21 protein-coding genes are annotated in these 21,100 nt (G+C 67.6%); 12 read left to right on the top strand and 9 right to left on the bottom strand.

Features of this window, described 5'->3' with window-relative positions:
• Window positions 1-2: 2 nt before the first annotated feature.
• From DIE08_RS23350 to DIE08_RS23310, 9 genes are all read right to left on the bottom strand, one after another.
• Window positions 3-941, bottom strand: a complete 939-nt coding sequence (locus DIE08_RS23350; protein ID WP_124903802.1) for a carbohydrate kinase family protein — start codon at window positions 939-941, stop codon at window positions 3-5.
• 94 nt (window positions 942-1,035) lie between these two features.
• Window positions 1,036-1,539, bottom strand: a complete 504-nt coding sequence (gene tpx / locus DIE08_RS23345) for a thiol peroxidase (RefSeq protein WP_059535219.1) — start codon at window positions 1,537-1,539, stop codon at window positions 1,036-1,038.
• A 72-nt stretch (window positions 1,540-1,611) separates the two neighbouring features.
• Window positions 1,612-2,934 (bottom strand): DUF3426 domain-containing protein, encoded by a 1,323-nt coding sequence (locus DIE08_RS23340; protein WP_124903800.1) that lies wholly within the window; start codon window positions 2,932-2,934, stop codon window positions 1,612-1,614.
• Between the two features lie 45 nt (window positions 2,935-2,979).
• Window positions 2,980-3,882 carry a 50S ribosomal protein L11 methyltransferase gene (gene prmA / locus DIE08_RS23335; RefSeq protein ID WP_124624753.1) on the bottom strand — a complete coding sequence of 301 codons (903 nt, stop codon included), beginning with the start codon at window positions 3,880-3,882 and terminating at the stop codon, window positions 2,980-2,982.
• Between the two features lie 2 nt (window positions 3,883-3,884).
• Complete coding sequence (gene accC / locus DIE08_RS23330; RefSeq protein WP_059608197.1) at window positions 3,885-5,252, bottom strand: acetyl-CoA carboxylase biotin carboxylase subunit; 1,368 nt, start codon at window positions 5,250-5,252, stop codon at window positions 3,885-3,887.
• Between the two features lie 84 nt (window positions 5,253-5,336).
• Window positions 5,337-5,813 carry an acetyl-CoA carboxylase biotin carboxyl carrier protein gene (gene accB / locus DIE08_RS23325; RefSeq protein ID WP_124624755.1) on the bottom strand — a complete coding sequence of 159 codons (477 nt, stop codon included), beginning with the start codon at window positions 5,811-5,813 and terminating at the stop codon, window positions 5,337-5,339.
• A gap of 64 nt (window positions 5,814-5,877) precedes the next feature.
• Window positions 5,878-6,330, bottom strand: a complete 453-nt coding sequence (gene aroQ, locus DIE08_RS23320) for a type II 3-dehydroquinate dehydratase (RefSeq protein WP_040143361.1) — start codon at window positions 6,328-6,330, stop codon at window positions 5,878-5,880.
• A gap of 194 nt (window positions 6,331-6,524) precedes the next feature.
• Window positions 6,525-7,079: a TlpA disulfide reductase family protein gene (locus DIE08_RS23315; protein WP_124903798.1), complete on the bottom strand. Its 555-nt coding sequence runs from the start codon at window positions 7,077-7,079 to the stop codon at window positions 6,525-6,527.
• 7 nt (window positions 7,080-7,086) lie between these two features.
• On the bottom strand, window positions 7,087-7,731 hold the full coding sequence (locus tag DIE08_RS23310; RefSeq protein WP_124903834.1) for a UDP-N-acetylmuramate--alanine ligase: 645 nt from the start codon (window positions 7,729-7,731) through the stop codon (window positions 7,087-7,089).
• Between the two features lie 81 nt (window positions 7,732-7,812).
• Between DIE08_RS23310 and mpl the strand changes: the two genes are divergently transcribed.
• From mpl to DIE08_RS23245, 12 genes are all read left to right on the top strand, one after another.
• Window positions 7,813-9,351, top strand: a complete 1,539-nt coding sequence (mpl, locus tag DIE08_RS23305) for a UDP-N-acetylmuramate:L-alanyl-gamma-D-glutamyl-meso-diaminopimelate ligase (RefSeq protein WP_260436555.1) — start codon at window positions 7,813-7,815, stop codon at window positions 9,349-9,351.
• The gene (locus DIE08_RS23300) at window positions 9,348-9,917 is read left to right on the top strand and encodes a YqiA/YcfP family alpha/beta fold hydrolase (RefSeq protein WP_124903794.1); all 570 of its coding nucleotides are present in this window, start codon (window positions 9,348-9,350) and stop codon (window positions 9,915-9,917) included. The genes mpl and DIE08_RS23300 overlap by 4 nt, the downstream gene beginning before the upstream one ends.
• An 81-nt stretch (window positions 9,918-9,998) precedes the next feature.
• Window positions 9,999-12,089 (top strand): RNB domain-containing ribonuclease, encoded by a 2,091-nt coding sequence (locus DIE08_RS23295; RefSeq protein WP_059608202.1) that lies wholly within the window; start codon window positions 9,999-10,001, stop codon window positions 12,087-12,089.
• Window positions 12,086-12,952 carry a shikimate dehydrogenase gene (aroE, locus tag DIE08_RS23290; protein ID WP_059608203.1) on the top strand — a complete coding sequence of 289 codons (867 nt, stop codon included), beginning with the start codon at window positions 12,086-12,088 and terminating at the stop codon, window positions 12,950-12,952. Before DIE08_RS23295 ends, aroE begins: the two co-directional genes overlap by 4 nt.
• A 14-nt stretch (window positions 12,953-12,966) precedes the next feature.
• Window positions 12,967-13,704 carry a monofunctional biosynthetic peptidoglycan transglycosylase gene (gene mtgA / locus DIE08_RS23285; protein ID WP_124903792.1) on the top strand — a complete coding sequence of 246 codons (738 nt, stop codon included), beginning with the start codon at window positions 12,967-12,969 and terminating at the stop codon, window positions 13,702-13,704.
• Window positions 13,705-14,130: 426 nt separating this feature from the next.
• Window positions 14,131-15,741 (top strand): S10 family peptidase, encoded by a 1,611-nt coding sequence (locus tag DIE08_RS23280; RefSeq protein ID WP_124903790.1) that lies wholly within the window; start codon window positions 14,131-14,133, stop codon window positions 15,739-15,741.
• Between the two features lie 84 nt (window positions 15,742-15,825).
• Complete coding sequence (locus tag DIE08_RS23275) at window positions 15,826-16,230, top strand: EF-hand domain-containing protein (protein WP_124903788.1); 405 nt, start codon at window positions 15,826-15,828, stop codon at window positions 16,228-16,230.
• Window positions 16,231-16,566: 336 nt separating this feature from the next.
• Entirely contained in the window at window positions 16,567-17,466 is a 900-nt protein-coding gene (locus DIE08_RS23265) for an IclR family transcriptional regulator (protein WP_059608207.1), read from the top strand.
• On the top strand, window positions 17,463-18,488 hold the full coding sequence (locus DIE08_RS23260) for a 2-dehydro-3-deoxygalactonokinase (RefSeq protein ID WP_124903786.1): 1,026 nt from the start codon (window positions 17,463-17,465) through the stop codon (window positions 18,486-18,488). The genes DIE08_RS23265 and DIE08_RS23260 overlap by 4 nt, the downstream gene beginning before the upstream one ends.
• Window positions 18,489-18,510: 22 nt before the next feature.
• Window positions 18,511-19,188 (top strand): 2-dehydro-3-deoxy-6-phosphogalactonate aldolase, encoded by a 678-nt coding sequence (locus DIE08_RS23255; protein ID WP_124903784.1) that lies wholly within the window; start codon window positions 18,511-18,513, stop codon window positions 19,186-19,188.
• On the top strand, window positions 19,188-19,967 hold the full coding sequence (locus tag DIE08_RS23250; protein ID WP_124903832.1) for an SDR family oxidoreductase: 780 nt from the start codon (window positions 19,188-19,190) through the stop codon (window positions 19,965-19,967). Before DIE08_RS23255 ends, DIE08_RS23250 begins: the two co-directional genes overlap by 1 nt.
• Window positions 19,968-20,069: 102 nt before the next feature.
• Window positions 20,070-21,065, top strand: a complete 996-nt coding sequence (locus DIE08_RS23245; protein ID WP_124624778.1) for an arabinose ABC transporter substrate-binding protein — start codon at window positions 20,070-20,072, stop codon at window positions 21,063-21,065.
• The last annotated feature ends 35 nt before the right edge of the window (window positions 21,066-21,100 follow it).

The raw sequence follows: 21,100 nt of genomic DNA, 5'->3' as shown, positions 1-21,100 counted from the left end.
ATTCATTTGAGACTGTACCCGAAGGCAGCCTCGAAACGCGCGTCGATTTCGGCGCGCGTCAGTGCGTAAGTTTGAGGCCCCTGGTGGGCGATCTTGATCGAGCCCATCAGGCTCGCGAGGCGGCCCGTCGTTGCCCAGTCGAGGCCATTCTCGATGCCGTACAGCAGGCCGCCCCGGAAGGCGTCGCCGCAGCCGGTCGGATCGACGACACGCTCGGCTTGCACAACCGGAATCTGTTCTTCGCCGTTTTTGTGAAGAATGGTGGCGCCGTGCTCGCCGCGCGTGATGATCAACGCCTGAACCCGGCTGGCGATTTCCTGTTCGGACCAGCCCGTCTTGTCGCTGACGAGCTTGCCCTCGTAGTCGTTGACCGCGACGAAGGTCGCGAGTTCAATGATGCGGCGCAGCGTCGCACCATCGAACAGCGGCAGGCCTTGGCCCGGATCGAAGATGAACGGGATGCCGGCCTTCGCGAATTGCTCGGCGTGCTGGACCATCCCGTCGAAGCCGTCCGGCGCGACGATGCCGAGCTTCACGCCCGACACTTCGTCCGCGCGGTTCAGGTGCGACTGCATCATCGCGCCCGGGTGGAATGCGGTGATCTGGTTGTTCTCGAGATCGGTCGTGATCATCGCCTGCGCGGTATGCGTTTCGGGCACCACGCGCACGCTGGCCTTGGACAGGCCGAGGCTGTCGAGACGCTCGAGATAGCGATCGGCGTCGTTCGCGCCGACCGTCGCCATGATGCGCGCGTCGCCGCCGAGCATGTGCAGCGCGTAAGCGATGTTCCCCGCGCAACCGCCGAATTCGCGACGCATCGTCGGCACGAGGAAGCTCACGTTCAGAAGGTGAACCTGGTCGGGCAGGATGTGCTCGCGAAACCGGCCTTCGAAGGTCATGATGTTGTCGTAGGCGAGCGAGCCGCAAATCAGCGTAGTCAAGGCGTGCGTTCCTGTAGAGAGCAAAAGGAAGCGGCCGCCCGGCCGGTGCGCCGAGGCCGTCGGGCCTCGCGCGGCAGGGCCGGGCGGCAGCGGGTTACTTCAGTGCGGCGAGCGCTGCGTCGTAATTCGGCTCGTCCTTGATCTCGCCGACGAGTTCCGCGTGGATCACCTTGTCCTGCGCGTCGAGCACGACGACCGCGCGGGCCGTCAGGCCATTCAGCGGGCCGCTCGTCACGTCGACGCCGTACGCGTTCGCGAACGCGCGGGCGCCGCGGAACGTCGAAGCCGTCACGACGTTCGCGAGGCCTTCCGTCGTGCAGAAGCGCGTGGCGGCGAACGGCAGGTCGCCGGATACGACGATCACGACGGTGTTGTCGAGCGACGACGCGGCTTCGTTGAACTTGCGGGTCGACGTCGCGCAGGTCGGCGTGTCGAGGCTCGGGACGATGTTCAGCACCTTGCGCTTGCCGGCGAAGCTGGCGAGCGACAGATCGGCGAGGTCCTTGCCGACCAGCTTGAAGTCGGGGGCTTGCGAGCCGACGGCCGGGAACGTGCCGGCGAGATCGATCGGGTTGCCACCCAGCGTAACTTTGCTCATGTTCGTGCTCCGAAATAGCGCGCCGCTGCGGCGCGCGGGTTGAGACGGCGCGCATGCACGCGCCGCGGGGCGTCACGGATAGAAGATCTGGACGCGGAAATTCGAGGCGGGCGCGCCGTTCGTGTCGAGACGGACGACCATCGTCCGCGTCGTGCCGGGCGGCAGCCCGGCGTCGATCGGCGTGCCCGGGCGGACGTAGTCGCGCGGCGCAAGCACGCGGCGCACGGTCACGTGATTCGTGTCGTCGAGCAGCGTCAGCTCGAGAGACGGGTAGGCGAGTGCGACGCGGTAGCGGTTCGTCAACGGAACCTTCAACTCCAGCACGCGCGGGCCGTCGAGCTGGCGCAGGTCGGCCGCGTCGAGCCGCAGGCCGTCGATCGCGCGCGGCGGCGTGACCGTGCAGCCGAGCGGCGCGCACGCCTGCCGGAACCAGCCCTGCGTGACCGGCCAGTAGATCATCACGGTTTCGCGCTGCCACCACGCGAGTTGCGCGACGAGCAGCACCGCGAGCGCGGCAGCGACGAGTCCGCCGAAAAAGCCGCCGAGTATCCCGCGTCGCTCGGGCGCGCGCGTCTCGCGGGTCACGGCGAAGTGCGGGCGATCGTCGTCGGCCAGTGTGGCGGGGAAGGGCGCGGCCGATCTGGCGGCCGCGGCCGGTCCGGCGGCGCGCGCGTCGGCGTTGGCATCGTATTCAGGGACGGCTTGCGCCGGCGTGAATGCGAAGCGCGGTTCGCGCGGTGCGTGTTCGTCGTCGGGTACGGAGAAGTGCGCGTTGCCGACGGGTTCGTCCGCGTCGGCTGCCGACGGCGTGTGCGCGACGAAGCGCGGTTCGCGCAGGTCGGATTCGGCGGGTGCCGTGGCCCGCGATGTGCCGGATGAGTCGGATGAGTCGGTTTCGTGCCACGCCAAGTCCGGCTCGGCCGACGCGACAGCGTGCAGTTCGGCGGGGGCCGACGCGATCGGGGCGGGCGTGCCGGAGAGGTGGACGACACCGGCGTCCATGGCCGGCAGCGCGAGCGGCACCAGCGGCTCGGTGCGCACGGTCTGTACGTTGTGCTGCAGGGACGGGTCGACGCCGGCATCGAGCCACGGCGCCCACATGTCCCAGCCTTCGGGCTTGTAGTCGGAACCGGGCGCCGGCTCGACCGGTGCGTCGGTGGTGAAGAGCCGCACGGGCGCGGCTTCGTGTTGCGGTTCGGCGGCGGCCGGCCCGGCCGGTGCCGCTTCGGTCAGCGCCGGCTCGGGCTGCCGTGCCGGTTCGGGAACGAGCGACTGCGACGCGTTGAAGACCTGATGGCAGTGTCCGCAGCGCACGAGCCCGTCATGCAGCGAGAGCTGTTCCTGCTGCAGCCGGAAGACGGTTTCGCAATGAGGGCAGCGCGTCGCAAGAAGCATGTCGAGCCGGGCGGCCTGCTGGCCAAAGTGAAGGACAGCGCTATTCTAATGGCTTTCCCGCCGCGTTCCGGCGAGGCATACCCAACCTTCGTGTTCGCGCCAGACCGAGATGTCCACATAGCGCGCATAGACGGCCGCGACTTCGTCCGCCTGGCGCGCGAGCACGCCCGACAGCGCGATGCGCCCGCCCGGTTTCACCTTCGATGCGAGCATCGACGCCATCAGCTTCAGCGGGTTCGACAGGATGTTGGCGACGACGATGTCGAATTCTCCGGCCGGGCACGCGTCGGGCAGCCCGTACGTCACTTCCGCATGGTTGCGTTCGCTGTTCTGTCGCGCCGATTCGACCGCTTGCGGATCGATGTCGATGCCGACCACGGGGTTCGCCCCGCATTTCTTCGCGAGGATCGCGAGGATGCCTGAGCCGCAGCCATAGTCGAGCACGGACTGGCCGGGCTTGACCGACTGTTCGAGCCATTCCATGCACAGGCGCGTGGTCGGGTGGCTGCCCGTGCCGAATGCGAGACCGGGGTCGAGTTCGAGGATCAGTGCGTCGGGGTCGGGTGCGTCGTGCCACGACGGCACGACCCAGATCCGCTCGCCGATCGGAATCGGCTCGAACTGCGACTGCGTGAGCCGCACCCAGTCCTGCTCCTCGACTTCGCGCACGTCGAACTTCGGCGTATCGGCGATGCCGATCTCGTTCGCGGCCGCCGCGAGCAGCACGGCCGGCTCGTGATCGGGCGACAGCAGCGCGATCACGCGCGAGTGCTGCCACGCGGTGCGTTCGGGCACGAGGCCCGGCTCGCCGAAGAGCGGCTGTTCGTCGGGCGTGTCGGCGTCGGCGTCCTCGACGGACACCGACAGCGCGCCGAGGTCGAGCAGTGCGTCGGACAGCGCCTCCGCATGCTCACGGGCCAGTTCGACGACGAGTTCGCGATAACTCATGCTTACGCTTCTTCCGGTGCGACCTGCTGCTTCTGCGCGAGCCGGTTTTCGAGGTAATGGATGCTGGTGCCGCCTTCGACGAACTTCGAGTCGATCATCAGCTCGCGGTGCAGCGGGATGTTGGTCTGGATGCCTTCGACGACCATCTCCGACAGCGCGATGCGCATCCGGCGGATCGCCTGGTCGCGCGTCGCGCCGTAGGTGATCAGCTTGCCGATCATCGAATCATAGTTCGGCGGCACGAAATAGCCATTGTACGCATGCGAATCGACGCGCACGCCGGGACCGCCCGGCGTATGCCACGACGTGATCCGGCCCGGCGACGGCGTGAACTTGAACGGATCTTCGGCGTTGATCCGGCATTCGATCGCATGTCCGCGGAACTGGATGTCGCGCTGGCGCAGCGCGAGCTTCTCGCCGGCCGCGATGCGGATCTGTTCCTGGACGATGTCGACGCCCGTGATCAGCTCCGACACCGGATGCTCGACCTGCACGCGCGTGTTCATCTCGATGAAGTAGAACTCGTTGTTCTCGTACAGGAATTCGAATGTGCCCGCGCCGAGATAGCCCATCTTCTTGCACGCGTCCGCGCAGCGGTCGCCGATGCGCTCGATCAGGCGGCGCGGAATGCCGGGCGCCGGCGCTTCCTCGATCACCTTCTGGTGACGGCGCTGCATCGAGCAGTCGCGCTCGCCGAGCCAGATCGCGTTCTTGTGCGCGTCCGACAGCACCTGGATCTCGATGTGGCGCGGGTTCTCGAGGAACTTCTCCATGTACACCTGCGGGTTGCCGAACGCACGGCCGGCTTCCTCGCGGGTCATGTTGACCGCGTTGACGAGCGCGGCCTCGGTGTGCACGACGCGCATCCCGCGCCCGCCGCCGCCGCCCGCCGCCTTGATGATGACCGGATAGCCGATCGCGCGCGCAATCTTCACGATCTCCTTCGGATCGTCCGGCAACGCGCCTTCCGAGCCCGGCACGCACGGCACGCCGGTCTTGATCATCGTCTGCTTCGCGGTGACCTTGTCACCCATCATGCGGATCGTTTCCGGGCGCGGGCCGATGAACGTGAAGCCCGACTGCTCGACGCGTTCCGCGAAGTCGGCGTTCTCCGACAGGAAGCCGTAGCCGGGGTGGATCGCCTCGGCATCGGTGACTTCCGCGGCGCTGATCAGCGCCGGCATGTTCAGGTAGCTCAGGTTCGACGGGGCCGGGCCGATACAGACGGCTTCGTCCGCGAGGCGCACGTACTTGGCTTCCTTGTCGGCTTCCGAGTAGACGACCACCGTCTTGACGCCGAGTTCGCGGCACGCGCGCTGGATGCGCAGCGCGATTTCACCGCGGTTGGCAATGAGGATTTTTTCAAACATAGCGAGTATTCGTCTCTTCGAGGGGCGCGCGAACGGCGCCTGGCGAGCATCGGCGGCGCGCGGCCCGCAGGCCGCGCGGCGGACTTAGCCGATCACGAAAAGCGGCTGGCCGTATTCGACGGCCTGGCCGTTCTCGACGAGGATTTCCTTGATCACGCCGGCCTTGTCCGATTCGATCTCGTTGAGCAGCTTCATTGCTTCGATGATGCAGATCGTCTGGCCTTCCTTGACCGTGTCGCCCACCTGGACGAACGGGTCCGCGCCCGGCGACGGCGCGCGATAGAACGTGCCGACCATCGGCGACGTCACGACGTGGCCTTGCGGCACGGCGGGCGCAGCAGCGGCGCCCGCGGCCGGCGCGGCAGCCGCGCCTTCGGCCGGCAGCGCGACCGCCGGGGCCGGCGCGCTGACCTGCGGGGCAAATCCGCCCGTCGGCTGGACATAGACCGGCGGCGCGTTCTTGACGATACGCACCTTGCCTTCGCCTTCCGTCACTTCCAGCTCGGAGATGCCGGATTCGGAGACGAGGTCGATCAGAGTTTTCAGCTTACGAAGATCCATCGGGAATTCCCCTTTCAATACGTGAAAGCGCCGGTGGGACCGGCGCTGAATCTAGATCGCGAAATCAGCCGCGCGACGCGCCTTGCAGCTTGTCGAGCGCGTACTCGAGCGCGTACAGATAACCTTTCCAGCCGAGCCCGCAGATCACGCCTTCGGCCTGGTCGGAAAAGTAGGAGTGATGCCTGAAGGCTTCGCGGCGGTGCACGTTCGACAGATGAACCTCGACGAACGGGATGCCAACGCCGGCGATCGCGTCCCGGATCGCGACGCTCGTGTGCGTATACGCGGCGGGATTGATCAGGATGAAATCGGTCTGTTCCTCCCGCGCGGCCTGGATGCGGTCGACGAGCGCGCCTTCATGGTTGCTCTGGAACGACGACAGTTCGGCGCCGGCCTCCTGCGCCCGCGCGGCAAGCGCTTGATCGATCTGCGCGAGCGTGACGCGGCCGTACACCTCCGGTTCCCGGGTGCCGAGAAGGTTCAGGTTGGGGCCGTGCAGCACCAGCAATCGTGTCATGGTCGCTTCTATTTCTGCGGAATTGCGCGAACTTTAGCGCTATTTAGAGAAATTTGTCTAGTTTTGCCGAACGGCCGGGCGCGCCGGACCTGCAAGAATTACCGGTGCGGCCGCAAAGTATCAGCGAATTCACGTGAAATTGCGGCGATCGACGCACAAATCGCCGCCAACGCGCAGGCAGCCGTTCAGGGCGATCACAACGCGTCGAGGGTCTTTTTCAGCTCGGCCGGTTGGATTTGTCCCAATTTTGTCTCGCGAATCTTGCCGGTTTCGTCGATGACGACCGTAAACGGCAGCGCGCCGGCGGTATTTCCAAAATTACGGGCCAGATCGGCGCCCGCATAACCGCTGACGAAAACCGGATAGTCGACCTTCACCTTCTGCAGAAAGTTCTTCACGTTCTGGTCGGAATCGACGCCGATCCCGATGAAACGGATCCCCTTCTGCTTGTATTGGTGCGACAGCGCGACGAGCTCCGGCATCTCTTCGACGCACGGGCCGCACCATGACGCCCAGAAATTGACCACGACCTTCTGGCCCTTGAAGGAAGCGAGCGACGCCGGCTTGCCGTCGACACCGGTCAGCGACGCGGCCCACAGCTGGTCGACCGGGCTGCCGTTCGCGGCGGGTGCGGCGACGGCGACGCCGTGATCGGCGCTGCCGCCGCGGAACCAATGGCCGGCGGCGATTCCGCCGGCGACGGCGGCGGCCGCGACCACCGCGAGCGCCAACATGCGTTTCATCATCATCGTTGAATCATTCCGGTTCGGAAGGGGCGTTGCTGGCCTCTAGCAGCGCGCGCAACGCGGTGGCGTCGGCGCGGGCGACCCGGCCGCGGGCGTCGGCCTTGACCGCGCCGCGCAGGTCGTCGCTCGCGTAGAGCGCGACGTGAATGCCGATCGCGTCCACGTCGCGCCGCGGGCGCCACAGGAAGCTGAGCGTCTCGACGTCGGCGCGACCGGCGAAATGCCGCGTTTCGGACACGTCGTACTGAACGTTCTGGTTCAGCAGGTAGATCGCGACGTCCTTCGGGTTGTCGGTGAATATCTGCAAATGGATGTCCGAATGCGCGTTCGCGGTGCCGTTCAGCACCGCGCCCGTCACGTACGGATTGAACTCGGCGAGCCGGCGCATCCAGTCGAGCGCGATCTCGCGCAGGCGGCGCAGCTCGTCCGGCTGCGTGTCGCTCTGGAACAGGGCGAGGTGCTCGCGCAGTTCTTCCTCGATCAGGTCGTTATCAGGCAGCCATTCGCCGGCAACGCGCGTATCGCCGAACAACTGGCGCGCAGCCTTGCGTTTCGCGCTGGCGTAATCGAGGCCGTCCTCCGCGATCAGGCGGGCGGCGGACTGGGCAATTTCCTCGCGGGCGCGCCGCGGGTCAACAAGAGGTTTGCGAGACATGATCCGGCAATCATACTCGATCGCCGCCACGGCCGAACGCGGTGCGGCCGGGTGCCGCCCGCCGCGCCGCGCGGCGTTCGGATCCATGGTTCGGGCCGCCGGGCAGGGCGGGCCGTCAGTTACAATGACGATCTTTGTGTCGCGGCGAAAGTCGTTGGCCGGGCGGCCTGTCCGGCGTGCCGCAGACCTTCCTTTCCGAATCGACGGCGCCCGGCGGCGCGAAAGCATTCATCTATGCACATCCACATTCTTGGCATCTGCGGCACCTTCATGGGCGGTCTCGCCGTGCTCGCGCGCGAGGCGGGCCACACGGTGACGGGTTGCGACGCGGGCGTCTATCCGCCGATGAGCACGCAGCTCGAGGCGCAGGGCATCACGCTCATCGAGGGCTACGGCGCCGAGCAGATCGAACTGAAGCCCGACCTGTTCGTGATCGGCAACGTCGTCACGCGCGGCAACCCGCTGATGGAGGCGATTCTCGATCGCGGCCTGCCGTACGTATCGGGCCCGCAATGGCTCGGCGAGCACGTGCTGGCCGGTAAATGGGTGCTGGCTGTCGCGGGCACGCACGGCAAGACGACCACGTCGTCGATGCTCGCGTGGTTGCTGGAAGATGCCGGCCTGAACCCGGGCTTCCTGATCGGCGGTGTGCCGCTGAACTTCGGTGTGTCGGCGCGGCTGACCGATTCGAGTTTCTTCGTGATCGAGGCCGACGAATACGATACGGCGTTCTTCGACAAGCGCTCGAAGTTCGTCCACTACCGGCCGCGCACCGCGGTGCTCAACAATCTCGAATTCGATCACGCCGACATCTTCCCGGATCTTGCCGCGATCGAGACGCAATTCCATCACCTCGTGCGCACCGTGCCGGGCGTCGGCCGGATCGTGACCAACGGCCGCTCGGACGCGCTGGAGCGCGTGCTCGCGCGCGGCTGCTGGAGCGAGGTCGAGCGCTTCGGCGTCGACGGCGGCTGGCAGGCGCTGCCTGCAGAAGACGGCGTGCCGGTCGACGAGCGTTTCGCGGTGTACGCGCAGGCCGAGCGCGTCGGTGAAGTCGCGTGGCAGGTGCAGGGCGACCACAACCGGATGAACGCGCTCGCGGCGATCGCCGCCGCGCGCCACGTCGGCGTGCCGCCCGCGCAGGCCGCCGAATCCCTCGCATCGTTCCGCAACGTGAAGCGGCGCATGGAAGTGCGCGGCAGCGTGGACGGCGTGACCGTCTACGACGACTTCGCGCACCATCCGACCGCGATCGAAACGACGATCGCCGGCCTTCGTGCACGCATCGGCCGCCAAAATTCCCGCATTCTCGCCGTGCTCGAGCCGCGTTCGAACACGATGAAGCTCGGTGTGATGAAGGCGCAATTGCCGGCAAGCCTCGCCGACGCCGACCTGGTGTTCGGCTACGGTGCCCCGACCGGGCGCGACGCGCTCGGCTGGAACCTCGGCGACGCACTCGCGCCGCTCGGCGACAAGGCCCGCGCGTTCGACGATCTCCACCTGCTGGTGAAATCGGTCGTCGAGGCCGCGCGCCCGGGCGACCACGTGCTCGTGATGAGCAACGGCGGCTTCGGCGGCGTGCACCAGAAGCTGCTCGACGCGCTCGGGAGCCGCGCGTGATCCTGTACCTGCACGGATTCCGGTCGTCGCCGGAGTCGCAGAAGTCGCGGCTCCTCGCCGCGCGCATGGCCGAACTCGGTCGCACGCACGAGTGGCGCTGCCCGTCGCTGTCGGTATCGCCGCTCGAGGCGATCGCCGTCGCGGAAGCCGAGGTGGCCGGTGCGCGCGACGTGACGGTGATCGGCAGCTCGCTCGGCGGCTACTACGCAACCTGGCTCGCCGAAAAGCACGGCTGGAAGGCGGTGGTGCTGAATCCGGCGATCGTGCCGCAGCGCGACCTCGAGCAGTATCTGGGCGAACAGCCGCTGTGGCACGGCGGCGGGTCGATCGTCGTCGAACGCCGTCACCTGCACGAGCTCGATGCGCTGCGCGTGCCGGCGATTTCGCGGCCCGAACGCTACTATCTGCTCGCGGCGACCGGCGACGAAGTGCTGGACTACCGCGAGATGCTCGCCCATTACCCGGGCGCGAAAACGCGCGTGATCGAAGGCAGCGATCATGGAATCAGTGAATTTGCCGACTATATCGACGACGTTCTCGCCTTTTGCGACGAAAGAACGTCATGAACCCGGCGTCATGCCGATCGAATTCCCATCATCATGCGGCGCCGCCGATGCGGCGCCCGGCAGTCTGAACGAGAGTACTGAGTGAACGTTTTCTTCGAGGAATCGGGCAGTTTCAAGGCGGGCAGCGTGCTGTCGCGCCAGGGCGACGCGTTTCAGGTCGAATTGCCCGGCGGGCGGCGCGCGAAGGTGCGTGCAAAGGACGTGCTGATCGAATTCGAGAAGCCGGCCGCCGGCGAGCTGATGCAGGAAGCCGATACGGCCGCGCAGCAGATCGACCTGGATTTCCTGTGGGAATGCGCGCCGGCCGAGGAGTTCGCGTATACGGCGCTGGCCTCGGAATATTTCGGCGCGACCTACGGCCCGGTCGAGCGCGCGGCGCTGGTGCTGCGGCTGCACGGCTCGCCCGTCTACTTCCGCCGCAAGGGGCGCGGCCAGTATCAGCGGGCGCCGGAAGATCAGCTCAAGATGGCGCTCGCGTCGCTCGAGCGCAAGCGTCAGCAGGCGCTCGTCCAGGCGCAGTATGAAGAGGAACTGAAGGCCGGCAAGCTGCCGGAAGCGTTCGCAGGCAAGGTGCTCGGGCTGCTGACGCGGCCGGACAAGAACGCGATCGAATACAAGGCGATGGAAGCGGCGGCCGGGGCGCGCGGCGTGTCGCCGGCGCGGTTGATGCTCGACTGCGGCGGCATCGCGTCGCCGCGTGCGCTGCACGAGGCGCGCTTCCTCGCGGAATTCTTCCCGCACGGCACGGGCTTCCCCGCCGTCACGGTCGGCCCGCTGCCGGACGACCTGCCGCGCGCGGACGTCGAGGCGTTCTCGATCGACGACATCACGACGACCGAAATCGACGACGCGTTCTCGGTCGAACACCTGTCCGACGGTCGCGTGCGGATCGGCGTGCACATCGCGGCGCCGGCGCTCGGCATCGTGCGCGGCGACGCGGTCGACGCGATCGCGCGCGCACGCCTGTCGACCGTCTACATGCCGGGCGACAAGATCACGATGCTGCCGGACGACGTCGTCGACGTGTTCACGCTGAAGGAAGGCGATTACCGCCCGGCGCTGTCGCTGTACATCATCGTCAACCGCGAGACGCAGGAGATCGTCGCGAACGAGACGCGTGCCGAACTCGTGTTCGTGAAGAACAACCTGCGCCACAACACGCTCGACGAGCTCGTCAATGAAGAGACGCTCGCGGCCGGCACCGGCGACTACCCGCACAAGGACGACATCGCCGTGCTGTGGCCGCTCGCGCAGGCACTGTTCGAGAAGCGCCAGGTCGCGCGCGCGGGCTATGGCCTGAAGCGCGAAGTGCAGCGCAACACCGACTACAACTTCTACGTCGAAGGCGAGCACGTGACGATCACGCCGCGTCGCCGCGGGTCGCCGCTCGACCTGATCGTGTCGGAGCTCGCGATCCTCGCGAACTCGACGTGGGGCGCGTTCCTGCACGATCACACGGTGCCGGGCATCTACCGCTCGCAGCGCGGCTTCGGCGCGCCGGGCCCGAAGCGTACGCGGATGCAGACGACGGCCGCGCCGCACGAAGGCCTCGGTGTCGCTCAGTACGCGTGGAGCACGTCGCCGCTGCGCCGCTATGTCGACCTGGTGAACCAGTGGCAGTTGCTCGCATGCGTGCAGCACGGCGTCACGGCCAAGCTCGCCGCGCCGTTCAAGCCGAAGGACGCCGACCTGTACGCGGTCGTGCAGGGCTTCGACGACACCTATACTGCTTACGCCGACTACCAGCGCCGGATGGAGTACTTCTGGTGCCTGCGCTGGCTCGCGCAGGAGCAGAAGAAGCAGGTCGTCGCGAGCGTCGTGAAGGGCGACCTGGTGCGCCTCGAGGAAATTCCGCTGCTGCTGCATGTGCCGGGGCTCGGCGTGCATGCGCGCGGCACGCGCGTGCTGCTCGACGTGATGTCGCTCGACGAGCTGACGATCGAGGCGTCGGTGCGACTGCTGAACGTGCTTGACGCGCCGACCGTGACGAGCGGCGACGCGGCCGAAGACGAAGACGAGACCGAAGGCGGCGACGACACGCTGGTCGATGCGGAAGACGCGTCGGCGGAAACCGAGGCCGAGGCACTGGCCGAAGCGGACGGCGCAGCGGTCGAAGACGGCGAGGCCGCGAACGGCACCGGCCAGGAAAGCGAAGAGGGGCGCGCATCATGAACGCAGCCGCGTCGACGAGCGGCGCCGACCGCTACGTGGTGTTCGGCAATCCGGTGGCGCACAGCAAGTCGCCGTTCATCCACGCGCAGTTCGCCGCGCAGACCGGCGAGGCGATCGTCTACGAGCACCGGCTCGCGCCGGTCGACGGTTTCGAGGCCGCCGTGCGCGCGTTCGTCGCCGAAGGCGGACGCGGCGCGAACGTGACGGTGCCGTTCAAGCTCGACGCGCATGCGCTCGCCGACACGCTGTCGCCGCGCGCGGCGGCGGCGGGCGCGGTCAACACGCTGCGCATCGAAGCCGACGGCCGCATCTACGGTGACAACACGGACGGCGTCGGTCTCGTGCGCGACATCGAATCGAACCTCGGCGTGTCGCTTGCCGGTGCGCGCATCCTGTTGCTCGGCGCAGGCGGCGCGGCGCGTGGCGTCGTGTTGCCGATGCTCGAGCGCGCGCCGCTGTCGATTACGATCGTGAACCGCACCGCGAGCAAGGCCGAGGCGCTCGTCGGTCAGTTCACGCAGGCCGCGCACGATGCGGGCTGCGTGCTGTCGGGCGGCGGCCCGGACACCGTGCGTGCGGAGCCGTACGACGTGATCGTCAACGCGACGGCCGGCAGCCTCGACGCGGCGCTGCCGGAGTGCGACGCGGCCGCGTTCGGCCCGGGCACGCTCGCGTACGACATGATGTACGGCGCGCAGCCGACCGTGTTCATGCAGCATGCGGCGTCGCTCGGCGCGCGCACGGCCGACGGGCTCGGGATGCTGGTCGAGCAGGCGGCCGAATCGTTCTTCATCTGGCGCGGCGTGCGGCCGGACGGCGCACCGGTGCTGGCCGCGCTGCGCCAGGCGCTCGCGGCGGCCTGACCGGAGCGCGACAGGTGGTGGCGGTAAGCGGCACGCAGCGCACGCGGACCATCAGCCCGACCCGCTGGATCGTCTATGCGGGTTCGGTGTTCGCGGGCGCGTGGCTCGCGACGCAGCTGTTCTATCTCGTGCAGATCGCGCTGTGGTCGTTCATCAATCCGGGTTCCACCGCGTTCATGCGGACCGACGCATGGTGGCTGTCGCGCGACAATCCGCCCGCGCGGATCCAGCACCAGTGGGTGCCGTACGACCAGATCTCGCGCAACCTGAAGCGCGCGCTGATCGCGTCGGAGGATTCGACCTTCGCGACCAACAACGGCTACGACGTCGATGCGATCCTGCAGGCGTGGGAGAAGAACAAGGCGCGCGGACGGATCGTCGCGGGCGGTTCGACGATCACGCAGCAGCTCGCGCGCAATCTGTTCCTGTCGCGCGAGAAGAGCTACATCCGCAAGGGGCAGGAGCTGATCATCACGTGGATGCTCGAGACGGTGCTCGACAAGGAGCGGATCTTCGAGATCTACCTGAATTCCGTCGAATGGGGCCGCGGCGTGTACGGTGCCGAGGCCGCCGCCCGCTATTACTACAGGATTCCCGCGAGCCGGCTCGGCGCGTGGCAGTCGGCGCGTCTCGCGGTGATGCTGCCGAAGCCGCGCTGGTTCGACGCGCACCGCGGCTCGACCTACCAGGCGCAGCGCGCGGCCGTGATTGCCCGCCGGATGGGCGCGGCCGAACTTCCGCAATCGCAGTGAGCGGCGCGCTCGCGCCGTGACATTGTCCGTTCCGTCGCCGGCGCGCCATTGGTGCGCTGCAGCGCATTCGTGTCGCCCGCATTTCGGGACACATCCATTAGACGAATTCATCTATTTCGCTTTACTGAGCAATGCCCGCCCGCGCGAGATTTTGTTTGCCGATATGGCACGAAATCCGCGTGGTTTGAGTGTTTTCGGGTAGAGGCGAAAGCAATTGAAAGACTGTTGAAACACAACGGTTCGTGAATTGAAGCATTCCTGAAAGGTGTGCGCCGCACCGAGCGTCGATCAAATATTTCCAAATTTTTCAAAGCCGACCCGCTCACGTATATTGGCCAGCGCCTCGGCTTATCGGCCGCAATCGAGGCGGGGGGCGGCTCACCCGGCTGCTCGACACAAAAAACATTCGAGAGAAGGAAAGCGACGATGCCAGCGAGCAAAGCGAAGCTGTTGTTGGGGGTTGTGTTCTCTTCGCTGATTCTGACGGCCTGCAACGACGACGTGACGTCGTCCTCGGCAGCAGGTACCGACAATTCAGCCGATCCCGCCGCTCAGGTGGACAAGCCGTACAACGATCCCAACAGTTATTCGTCGAGCGCGACCGCGTCGCTCGACGCGTCCGCCGCGGTCGAAAAGGCCGCTGTCACCCATCACCAGATCACGCTGAACGGCAAGACGATTCGCTACACGGCGACCGCCGGCCACCTCGTCGCGCGCAATCCGCAGACGGGCGCGCCCGAGGCATCGTTCTTCTACGTCGCGTACACCGCCGACAACCAGCCCGCGGCGAAGCGGCCCGTCACGTTCCTGTATAACGGCGGCCCCGGCTCCGCATCGGTGTGGCTGCATCTCGGCTCGTTCGGTCCGAAACGGATCCAGACGGGCGACCCGAACGCGAACGCGTCGACGTTCCCGTTCGTCGACAACGCGGAAAGCCTGCTCGACACGACCGACCTCGTGTTCGTCGATGCGATCGGCACCGGCTTCTCGGAGGCGATCGCGCCGAACACGAACCAGACGTTCTGGGGCGTCGACCAGGACGGCGGCGCGTTCCGCGACTTCGTGACGCGCTACATCGCCGTGAACCAGCGCAACGATTCGCCGAAGTACCTGTTCGGCGAGTCGTACGGCACGCCGCGCACCGACGTGCTCGCGAACCTGCTCGAGACGGCCGGCGTGAAGCTCGACGGCATCGTGCTGCAGTCGTCGATCCTGAACTACAACGCGAACTGCGACATGGCGAGCGACTATGTCGGCAACTCGAACAACGGGGCGAGCCCCGTGAGTTGCGCGGGCTTCGTGCCGTCCTACGGCACGGTCGGCGCGTACTACCAGCTCGACAACCCGAACCCGTCGAGCCTGCCGCAATATGCGGACCAGATGCGCCAGCTGACGGCCGGCAGCTACGTGCCCGCCGTGAACGCGTATCTCGCGAGCCACACCCCGCCCCCGCCGACGCTCGTCACGACGATGGTGAATTCGACCGGCGTGAAGCAGACGCTGTGGAACGCGGACTTCAACGTCGTCCCGACCTTCTTCGACAACAGCTTCCAGGTGTCGCTGATCCCGGGCACGCTGATCGGCCGCTACGACGCACGCGTGAACGTGCCGTCGTCGAGCCCGCTCGCGGCGGACGGCGACCCGTCGAGCACGTTCATCACGAAACCGTTCACCGACACGATCGGCAGCTACCTGCCGAACGTGCTCAAGTACAGCGCGCAGTCGGCGTATTCGCTGAGCAGCAATGCGATCCAGACCTGGGACTGGACGCACGACGGCCTCGCGATGCCGGACACGATTCCCGATCTTGCGGCTGCGCTGACGCTGAATCCGTCGCTGAAGGTGCTGTCGCTGAACGGGTATCACGACATCGCGACGCCGTTCTACCAGACCGAGCTCGACCTCGCCCGGCTCGGCTCGCAACCGAACCTGACGATCAAGGACTATCAGGGTGGACACATGGTCTATCTCGACGATACGTCGCGTCCGCAGGAGAAAGCCGACCTCGTGACCTTCTACAACGCGGCCGCGCACTGATGCGATGTGCGGGCCTGGCGACGCGCGCCCGTGGCGGCGCTGTTCGCCGGCCGTCGACGACCTCATTCCAGACTGGAGCCTGACATGAAGAAACGTTTCATCGTCGTTGCCGCCGCGCTCGCATGCGCCGGCGTTGCAGCATCCGCATCGGTGTCCGCGTTCGCGCAGGCGAGCGACGCCGCCACCCCGGCGCGCGCGCGCCAGGCGCAGCTCGGCGATCCGTACGTGCCGCCGGCCGCGCGCAAGCCGACCGCCGGCACGCAGACGACGGGCGCCGCGCTGCACGCGCAGGTGGTGCGCAAACTCGCGCGGCAGTTCGGCGCGGCCGATACGCAGAACACCGGTTCGATCACCGAAGCGCAGGCGCGCGCGGCCGGCCTCGGCTATGTCGTGAATCACTTCCGGCAGATCGACGCGAGCGGTAGCGGCCGCGTGTCGTTCTCCGACGTGCAGCGCTACATGCAGGCGCGCAGCACGAACCAGCAGTAAGCGCGGCGCGCATGACCAACGGGGGCGGGACCCGCGACGCATCGGGTTCCGCCCCCGTGCGCATGGCGCGACCGTTTCGCGACCTCCACCGGTTTATCTCATTATCTGGGCAACGCATTCAAATATTGGAGACGAATGCGTGCGCTCCTACAATCCGAAGCACATCGACAGCTTCGGACCCACGCATCGCGCGGCGCCCGACGCACACGGAGACACATTCCATGAAGTTCGCCGGGCGCTTTCCTCGGTGCATCGACCGCCGCGTTGCCGCGACGCCCGACCTCGTTCCGGCGTCGCGACAGCGGCTTCACCGATTCGGCTGAAGAAACCCGTTCCATGACCAAGATGCCCGATTCCCTTGCTCTCGACGCCCGGCGCGCGACGCCGGGCGATGCGCCGCTCACCGACTCCATCGGCGCGACCAGCACGCCGCTCGACCTCACCGCGCAGCAGGCCGGTACGCAGACGCTGTTGCGCGGTCTCGCGATCCTCGAAGCGATCGCGAACGGCGCGCGCGACATGCGTGCGATCGGCGCCGCGCTCGGCACGACGCGCAGCACGACGCACCGTCTCGTCAGCAGCCTCGTGCAGGCGCGCTACCTGCGCCAGGTGCAGGGCGGCTACCTGCTCGGCCCGAAGCTGATCGAGCTCGGCACGATCGCGCTCGAACAGATGCCGCTCACGGCGGTCGCGCGGCCGCACCTCGAGGCGCTCGCCGAAGCGACGCTCGACACGATCCACCTCGGCGTGCGCGACGGCGATGACGTGCTGTACATCGACAAGATCCCCGGCACGCGCGGCCTCGAGATGCGCTCGCGTGTCGGCCACCGGATGCCGCTCGCATCGACCGGCATCGGCAAGGCGATGATGCTCGACCTCGATCCGGACCTGTGGCGCTCGCTGTTCGAAGCCGCGCGGCGCGCGCTGGCCGGCGTCAACTTCAAGCCGGACAACCGGCCCGAGACGAGCGCGTTCCTGCAGCGCATGGCGCATTACGCGGCCGGCGGCTACACGTTCGACCTCGAGGAAAACGAGGCGTCGATCCGTTGCGTAGCCGCGCCGATCCGCGACGCGTCGGGCGCGATCGTCGCGGCCGTATCGGTCGCGAGCACGATTCCGTACATGCCGCACGACCGGATGGACGAACTGATTCCGCTCGTGCAGCGCGAAGCGCGAGCCATTTCCGCGGAACTGGGCTGGAGCCCGCCGCAGGGTACCCGCAGGATCAAACGATGACCAATTCGACCCGGACCGCTCCGGACGCCTCCTGCGCCGCACCGTCGCTGATCGCGCTCGACTGGGGCACGACGTCGCTGCGCGCATATTTGTTCGGCGCGCACGGTGCGCTGCTCGACACGCGCAGCCGCGCCGCGGGCGTGATGCATGTGCCGGCCGGCGGCGCGCGAGCCTTCGACGTCGTGTTCGAGGAAGCGTGCGGCGACTGGCTCGACCGCGCGCCGGGCGTGCCGGTGCTGGCCGCCGGGATGGTCGGCAGCGCACAGGGCTGGCGCGAGGCGCCGTACGTCCAGGTGCCGGCCGGTGCCGACGCGCTCGTCGCGGGGCTCGTCACGGTGACGACGTCGCGCGGCACGACGGTGTCCATCGTGCCGGGCGTGATCGCGACGGGCGAATTGCCCGACGTGATGCGCGGCGAAGAAACGCAGATATTCGGCGCACTCGCGAACGATCCCATGCTTGATGCAGATCGTTCAGGCGTACTGATCGGATTGCCGGGCACGCATGCGAAGTGGGCATGGGTGAAGGACGGGCTCATCGAGCGCTTCCAGACCTTCATGACCGGCGAGTTGTTCGCGGCGCTGCGCGATCACACGATCCTCGGCCGCACGATGCGCGCGAGCGCGTCGCCCGACCGCGCGGCATTCGCGCGCGGCGTCGCGGTGGCCCGCGGTGCGCAGCGCGCGGGGTTGCTCGCGACGATCTTCAGCACGCGCACGCTCGGCCTGACCGACCGGCTCGCGCCCGATGCGCAGGGCGATTACCTGTCAGGCCTGCTGATCGGCCATGAGCTGAACGCACTTGACGCGATGCTGGCGGAACGCGGTGTCGCGCTCGCGAACCAGCCGCTGCTGCTGATCGGCGACGACGGATTGTGCGCGCGCTACGTCGACGCGTTGAGCGTGTTCGGCTGCACGCATGCGCGCGTCGTCGCTCAGGCGACAGAGCGCGGCTTGTGGTGGATCGCGTCGCGCGCCGGGCTCGTGCGCGCGGATGGCGAGCCCGTCTGCGCCGACCAATGAATCGATTGAAGAGGAACCGCCGATGTCGTCCGACCTTACGCTGCCCGCACCATACACGCCGCACGCCGCACTGATGCGCGCGTTCGACGCGTGCCCGCTGATCGCGATCATGCGCGGCATCACGTCCGCCGAAGCCGCTGATCACGGCCTTGCGCTGCACGAAGCGGGCTTCCGGATCGTCGAGGTGCCGCTCAACTCGCCCGATCCGTTCGGCAGCATCGCGGCGCTGCGCCGCGCGCTACCCGACGACATGATCGTCGGCGCTGGCACCGTGCTGCGGGCCGAGCATGTCGACCGCGTGCAGGACGCGGGCGGCACGCTGATCGTGATGCCGCACAGCGACGCGGCCGTGATCCGCCGTGCGCGCGAGCGCGGGCTCGCGAGCGCACCGGGCGTCGCGACGCCGACCGAGGCGTTTGCCGCGCTCGCGAACGGCGCCGACGTGCTGAAGATGTTCCCGGCCGAGCAGCTCGGCGTGCCCGTCGTGAAGGCGTGGCGTGCGGTGATCGACCGCGCGGTGCCGCTGATACCCGTCGGCGGAATTTCTCCGGACAACATGCAGCCGTTCCTCGCGGCCGGCGCCAACGGCTTCGGGCTCGGTTCGGCGCTGTACCGGCCCGGCCAGTCGGCGGAGGCGACCGCGGCGAATGCGCGCGCGTTCCAGGCCGGCCTGCGCGTGGCGCGCGGCGGAGCCGCATGATGGGACGTCTCGCGGGCAAGGTCGCGATGGTGACGGGCGCGGGCCGCGGGATCGGCGCCGCGATCGCGCAGGCGTTCGCGCGCGAGGGCGCGGCCGTCGCGCTCGTCGACCTCGACTTCCCGCAAGCGCAGCGCACGGCGGCGGCGATCGCCGACGACATCGACCGCGCGCGCGTGCTGCCGCTGCATGCGGATGTCGCGCGGCAGGATTCGGTGCGCGACGCGCTCGCGCAGACCGAAGCCGCATTCGGCCCGCTCGACGTGCTCGTGAACAACGCGGGCATCAATGTGTTCGCCGATCCGCTGACGATGACGGACGAAGACTGGCGCCGCTGCTTCGCGGTCGACCTCGATGGCGTATGGCACGGCTGCCGCGCGGCGCTGCCTGGGATGGTCGAACGCGGCCGCGGCAGCATCGTGAACATCGCGTCGACGCATGCGTTCCGGATCATCCCGGGCTGCTTTCCGTACCCGGTCGCGAAACACGGCGTGCTGGGCCTCACGCGTGCGCTCGGCATCGAATACGCGGCGCGCAACGTGCGCGTGAACGCGATCGCGCCCGGTTACATCGAGACGCAGCTCACGCGCGACTGGTGGGGCGCGCAGGCCGACCCGGCCGCGGCGCGCGCCGAGACGCTCGCGCTGCAGCCGATGAAGCGGATCGGCAAGCCGGAAGAAGTCGCGATGACGGCCGTGTTTCTCGCCTCCGACGAGGCGCCGTTCATCAATGCGGCTTGCATCACCGTCGACGGCGGGCGCGCGGCGCTGTACCACGACTGACGCAACGATTCGACAGACCGCACGTGCGACGGCCGCGCGCACGCTGCGTCGAAACCAACAAGCGGCTGTATTCCGTTCGATGAAGACAAGGAGACACTGGAGATGAAACGCAGAACCTTCGTAACGCTGGCCGCCGCGGCGGCAGTGGTGATCGGAAGCCCGGTCGCGCATGCGGCCGACCCGGTCAAGATCGGCTTCCTGGTGAAGCAGCCGGAAGAGCCGTGGTTCCAGGACGAGTGGAAGTTCGCCGAGATCGCGGCGAAGAACAAGGGCTTCACGCTCGTGAAGATCGGCGCGCCGTCGGGCGAGAAGGTGATGAGCGCGATCGACAACCTGTCCGCGCAGAAGGCGCAGGGCTTCATCATCTGCACGCCGGACGTGAAGCTCGGGCCGGGCATCGTCGCGAAGGCGAAGTCGCACAACCTGAAGATGATGACGGTCGATGACCGCCTCGTCGACGGCGCGGGCAAGCCGATCGAGGCGGTGCCGCACATGGGGATCTCCGCGTACAACATCGGCAAGCAGGTCGGCGACGGCATCGCTGCCGAGATCAAGAAGCGCGGCTGGGACATGAAGGACGTCGGCGCGATCGACATCACCTACGAGCAGCTGCCGACCGCGCACGACCGCACGAGCGGCGCGACCGACGCGCTGGTGGCGGCCGGCTTCCCGAAGGCGAACGTGATCGCGGCGCCGCAGGCGAAGACCGACACCGAGAACGCGTTCAACGCAGCGAACATCGCGCTCACCAAGAACCCGCAGTTCAAGCACTGGGTGGCGTACGGCCTGAACGACGAGGCCGTGCTCGGCGCGGTGCGCGCGGCCGAAGGGCGCGGCTTCAAGGCGGACAACATGATCGGCATCGGCATCGGTGGTTCCGAATCGGCGCTGAACGAATTCAAGAAGCCGCAGCCGACGGGCTTCTACGGCACCGTGATCATCAGCCCGAAGCGCCATGGCGAGGAAACCTCCGACCTGATGTACGCGTGGATCACGCAGGGCAAGGCACCGCCGGCGCTGACGCTGACGACGGGCATGCTCGCGACGCGCGACAACGTGTCGAAGGTGCGCGACGAGATGGGGCTCGCATCGAAGTAAGCCGCCCGCCGGCCGCCGCGGCGATGCGGCGGCCG

It is taken from the genome of Burkholderia sp. Bp9004, assembly GCF_003858025.1.
GTDB classification, from domain to species: domain Bacteria; phylum Pseudomonadota; class Gammaproteobacteria; order Burkholderiales; family Burkholderiaceae; genus Burkholderia; species Burkholderia diffusa.
This window is presented reverse-complemented; position numbering and strand designations above follow the sequence as displayed.

Excerpts from the sequence above, each read along its gene's own strand:
- DIE08_RS23260 (WP_124903786.1), top strand. The coding sequence starts at position 17,463 with ATGACCAATTCGACCCGGACCGCTCCGGACGCCTCCTGCGCCGCACCG.
- prmA (WP_124624753.1), bottom strand. The coding sequence starts at position 3,882 with ATGAGTTATCGCGAACTCGTCGTCGAACTGGCCCGTGAGCATGCGGAG.
- DIE08_RS23340 (WP_124903800.1), bottom strand. The coding sequence starts at position 2,934 with ATGCTTCTTGCGACGCGCTGCCCTCATTGCGAAACCGTCTTCCGGCTG.
- DIE08_RS23275 (WP_124903788.1), top strand. The coding sequence starts at position 15,826 with ATGAAGAAACGTTTCATCGTCGTTGCCGCCGCGCTCGCATGCGCCGGC.
- DIE08_RS23255 (WP_124903784.1), top strand. The coding sequence starts at position 18,511 with ATGTCGTCCGACCTTACGCTGCCCGCACCATACACGCCGCACGCCGCA.
- tpx (WP_059535219.1), bottom strand. The coding sequence starts at position 1,539 with ATGAGCAAAGTTACGCTGGGTGGCAACCCGATCGATCTCGCCGGCACG.
- aroQ (WP_040143361.1), bottom strand. The coding sequence starts at position 6,330 with ATGACACGATTGCTGGTGCTGCACGGCCCCAACCTGAACCTTCTCGGC.
- DIE08_RS23245 (WP_124624778.1), top strand. The coding sequence starts at position 20,070 with ATGAAACGCAGAACCTTCGTAACGCTGGCCGCCGCGGCGGCAGTGGTG.
- DIE08_RS23280 (WP_124903790.1), top strand. The coding sequence starts at position 14,131 with ATGCCAGCGAGCAAAGCGAAGCTGTTGTTGGGGGTTGTGTTCTCTTCG.
- accC (WP_059608197.1), bottom strand. The coding sequence starts at position 5,252 with ATGTTTGAAAAAATCCTCATTGCCAACCGCGGTGAAATCGCGCTGCGC.
- DIE08_RS23315 (WP_124903798.1), bottom strand. The coding sequence starts at position 7,079 with ATGATGATGAAACGCATGTTGGCGCTCGCGGTGGTCGCGGCCGCCGCC.
- DIE08_RS23310 (WP_124903834.1), bottom strand. The coding sequence starts at position 7,731 with ATGTCTCGCAAACCTCTTGTTGACCCGCGGCGCGCCCGCGAGGAAATT.
- accB (WP_124624755.1), bottom strand. The coding sequence starts at position 5,813 with ATGGATCTTCGTAAGCTGAAAACTCTGATCGACCTCGTCTCCGAATCC.
- DIE08_RS23265 (WP_059608207.1), top strand. The coding sequence starts at position 16,567 with ATGACCAAGATGCCCGATTCCCTTGCTCTCGACGCCCGGCGCGCGACG.
- DIE08_RS23250 (WP_124903832.1), top strand. The coding sequence starts at position 19,188 with ATGGGACGTCTCGCGGGCAAGGTCGCGATGGTGACGGGCGCGGGCCGC.
- aroE (WP_059608203.1), top strand. The coding sequence starts at position 12,086 with ATGAACGCAGCCGCGTCGACGAGCGGCGCCGACCGCTACGTGGTGTTC.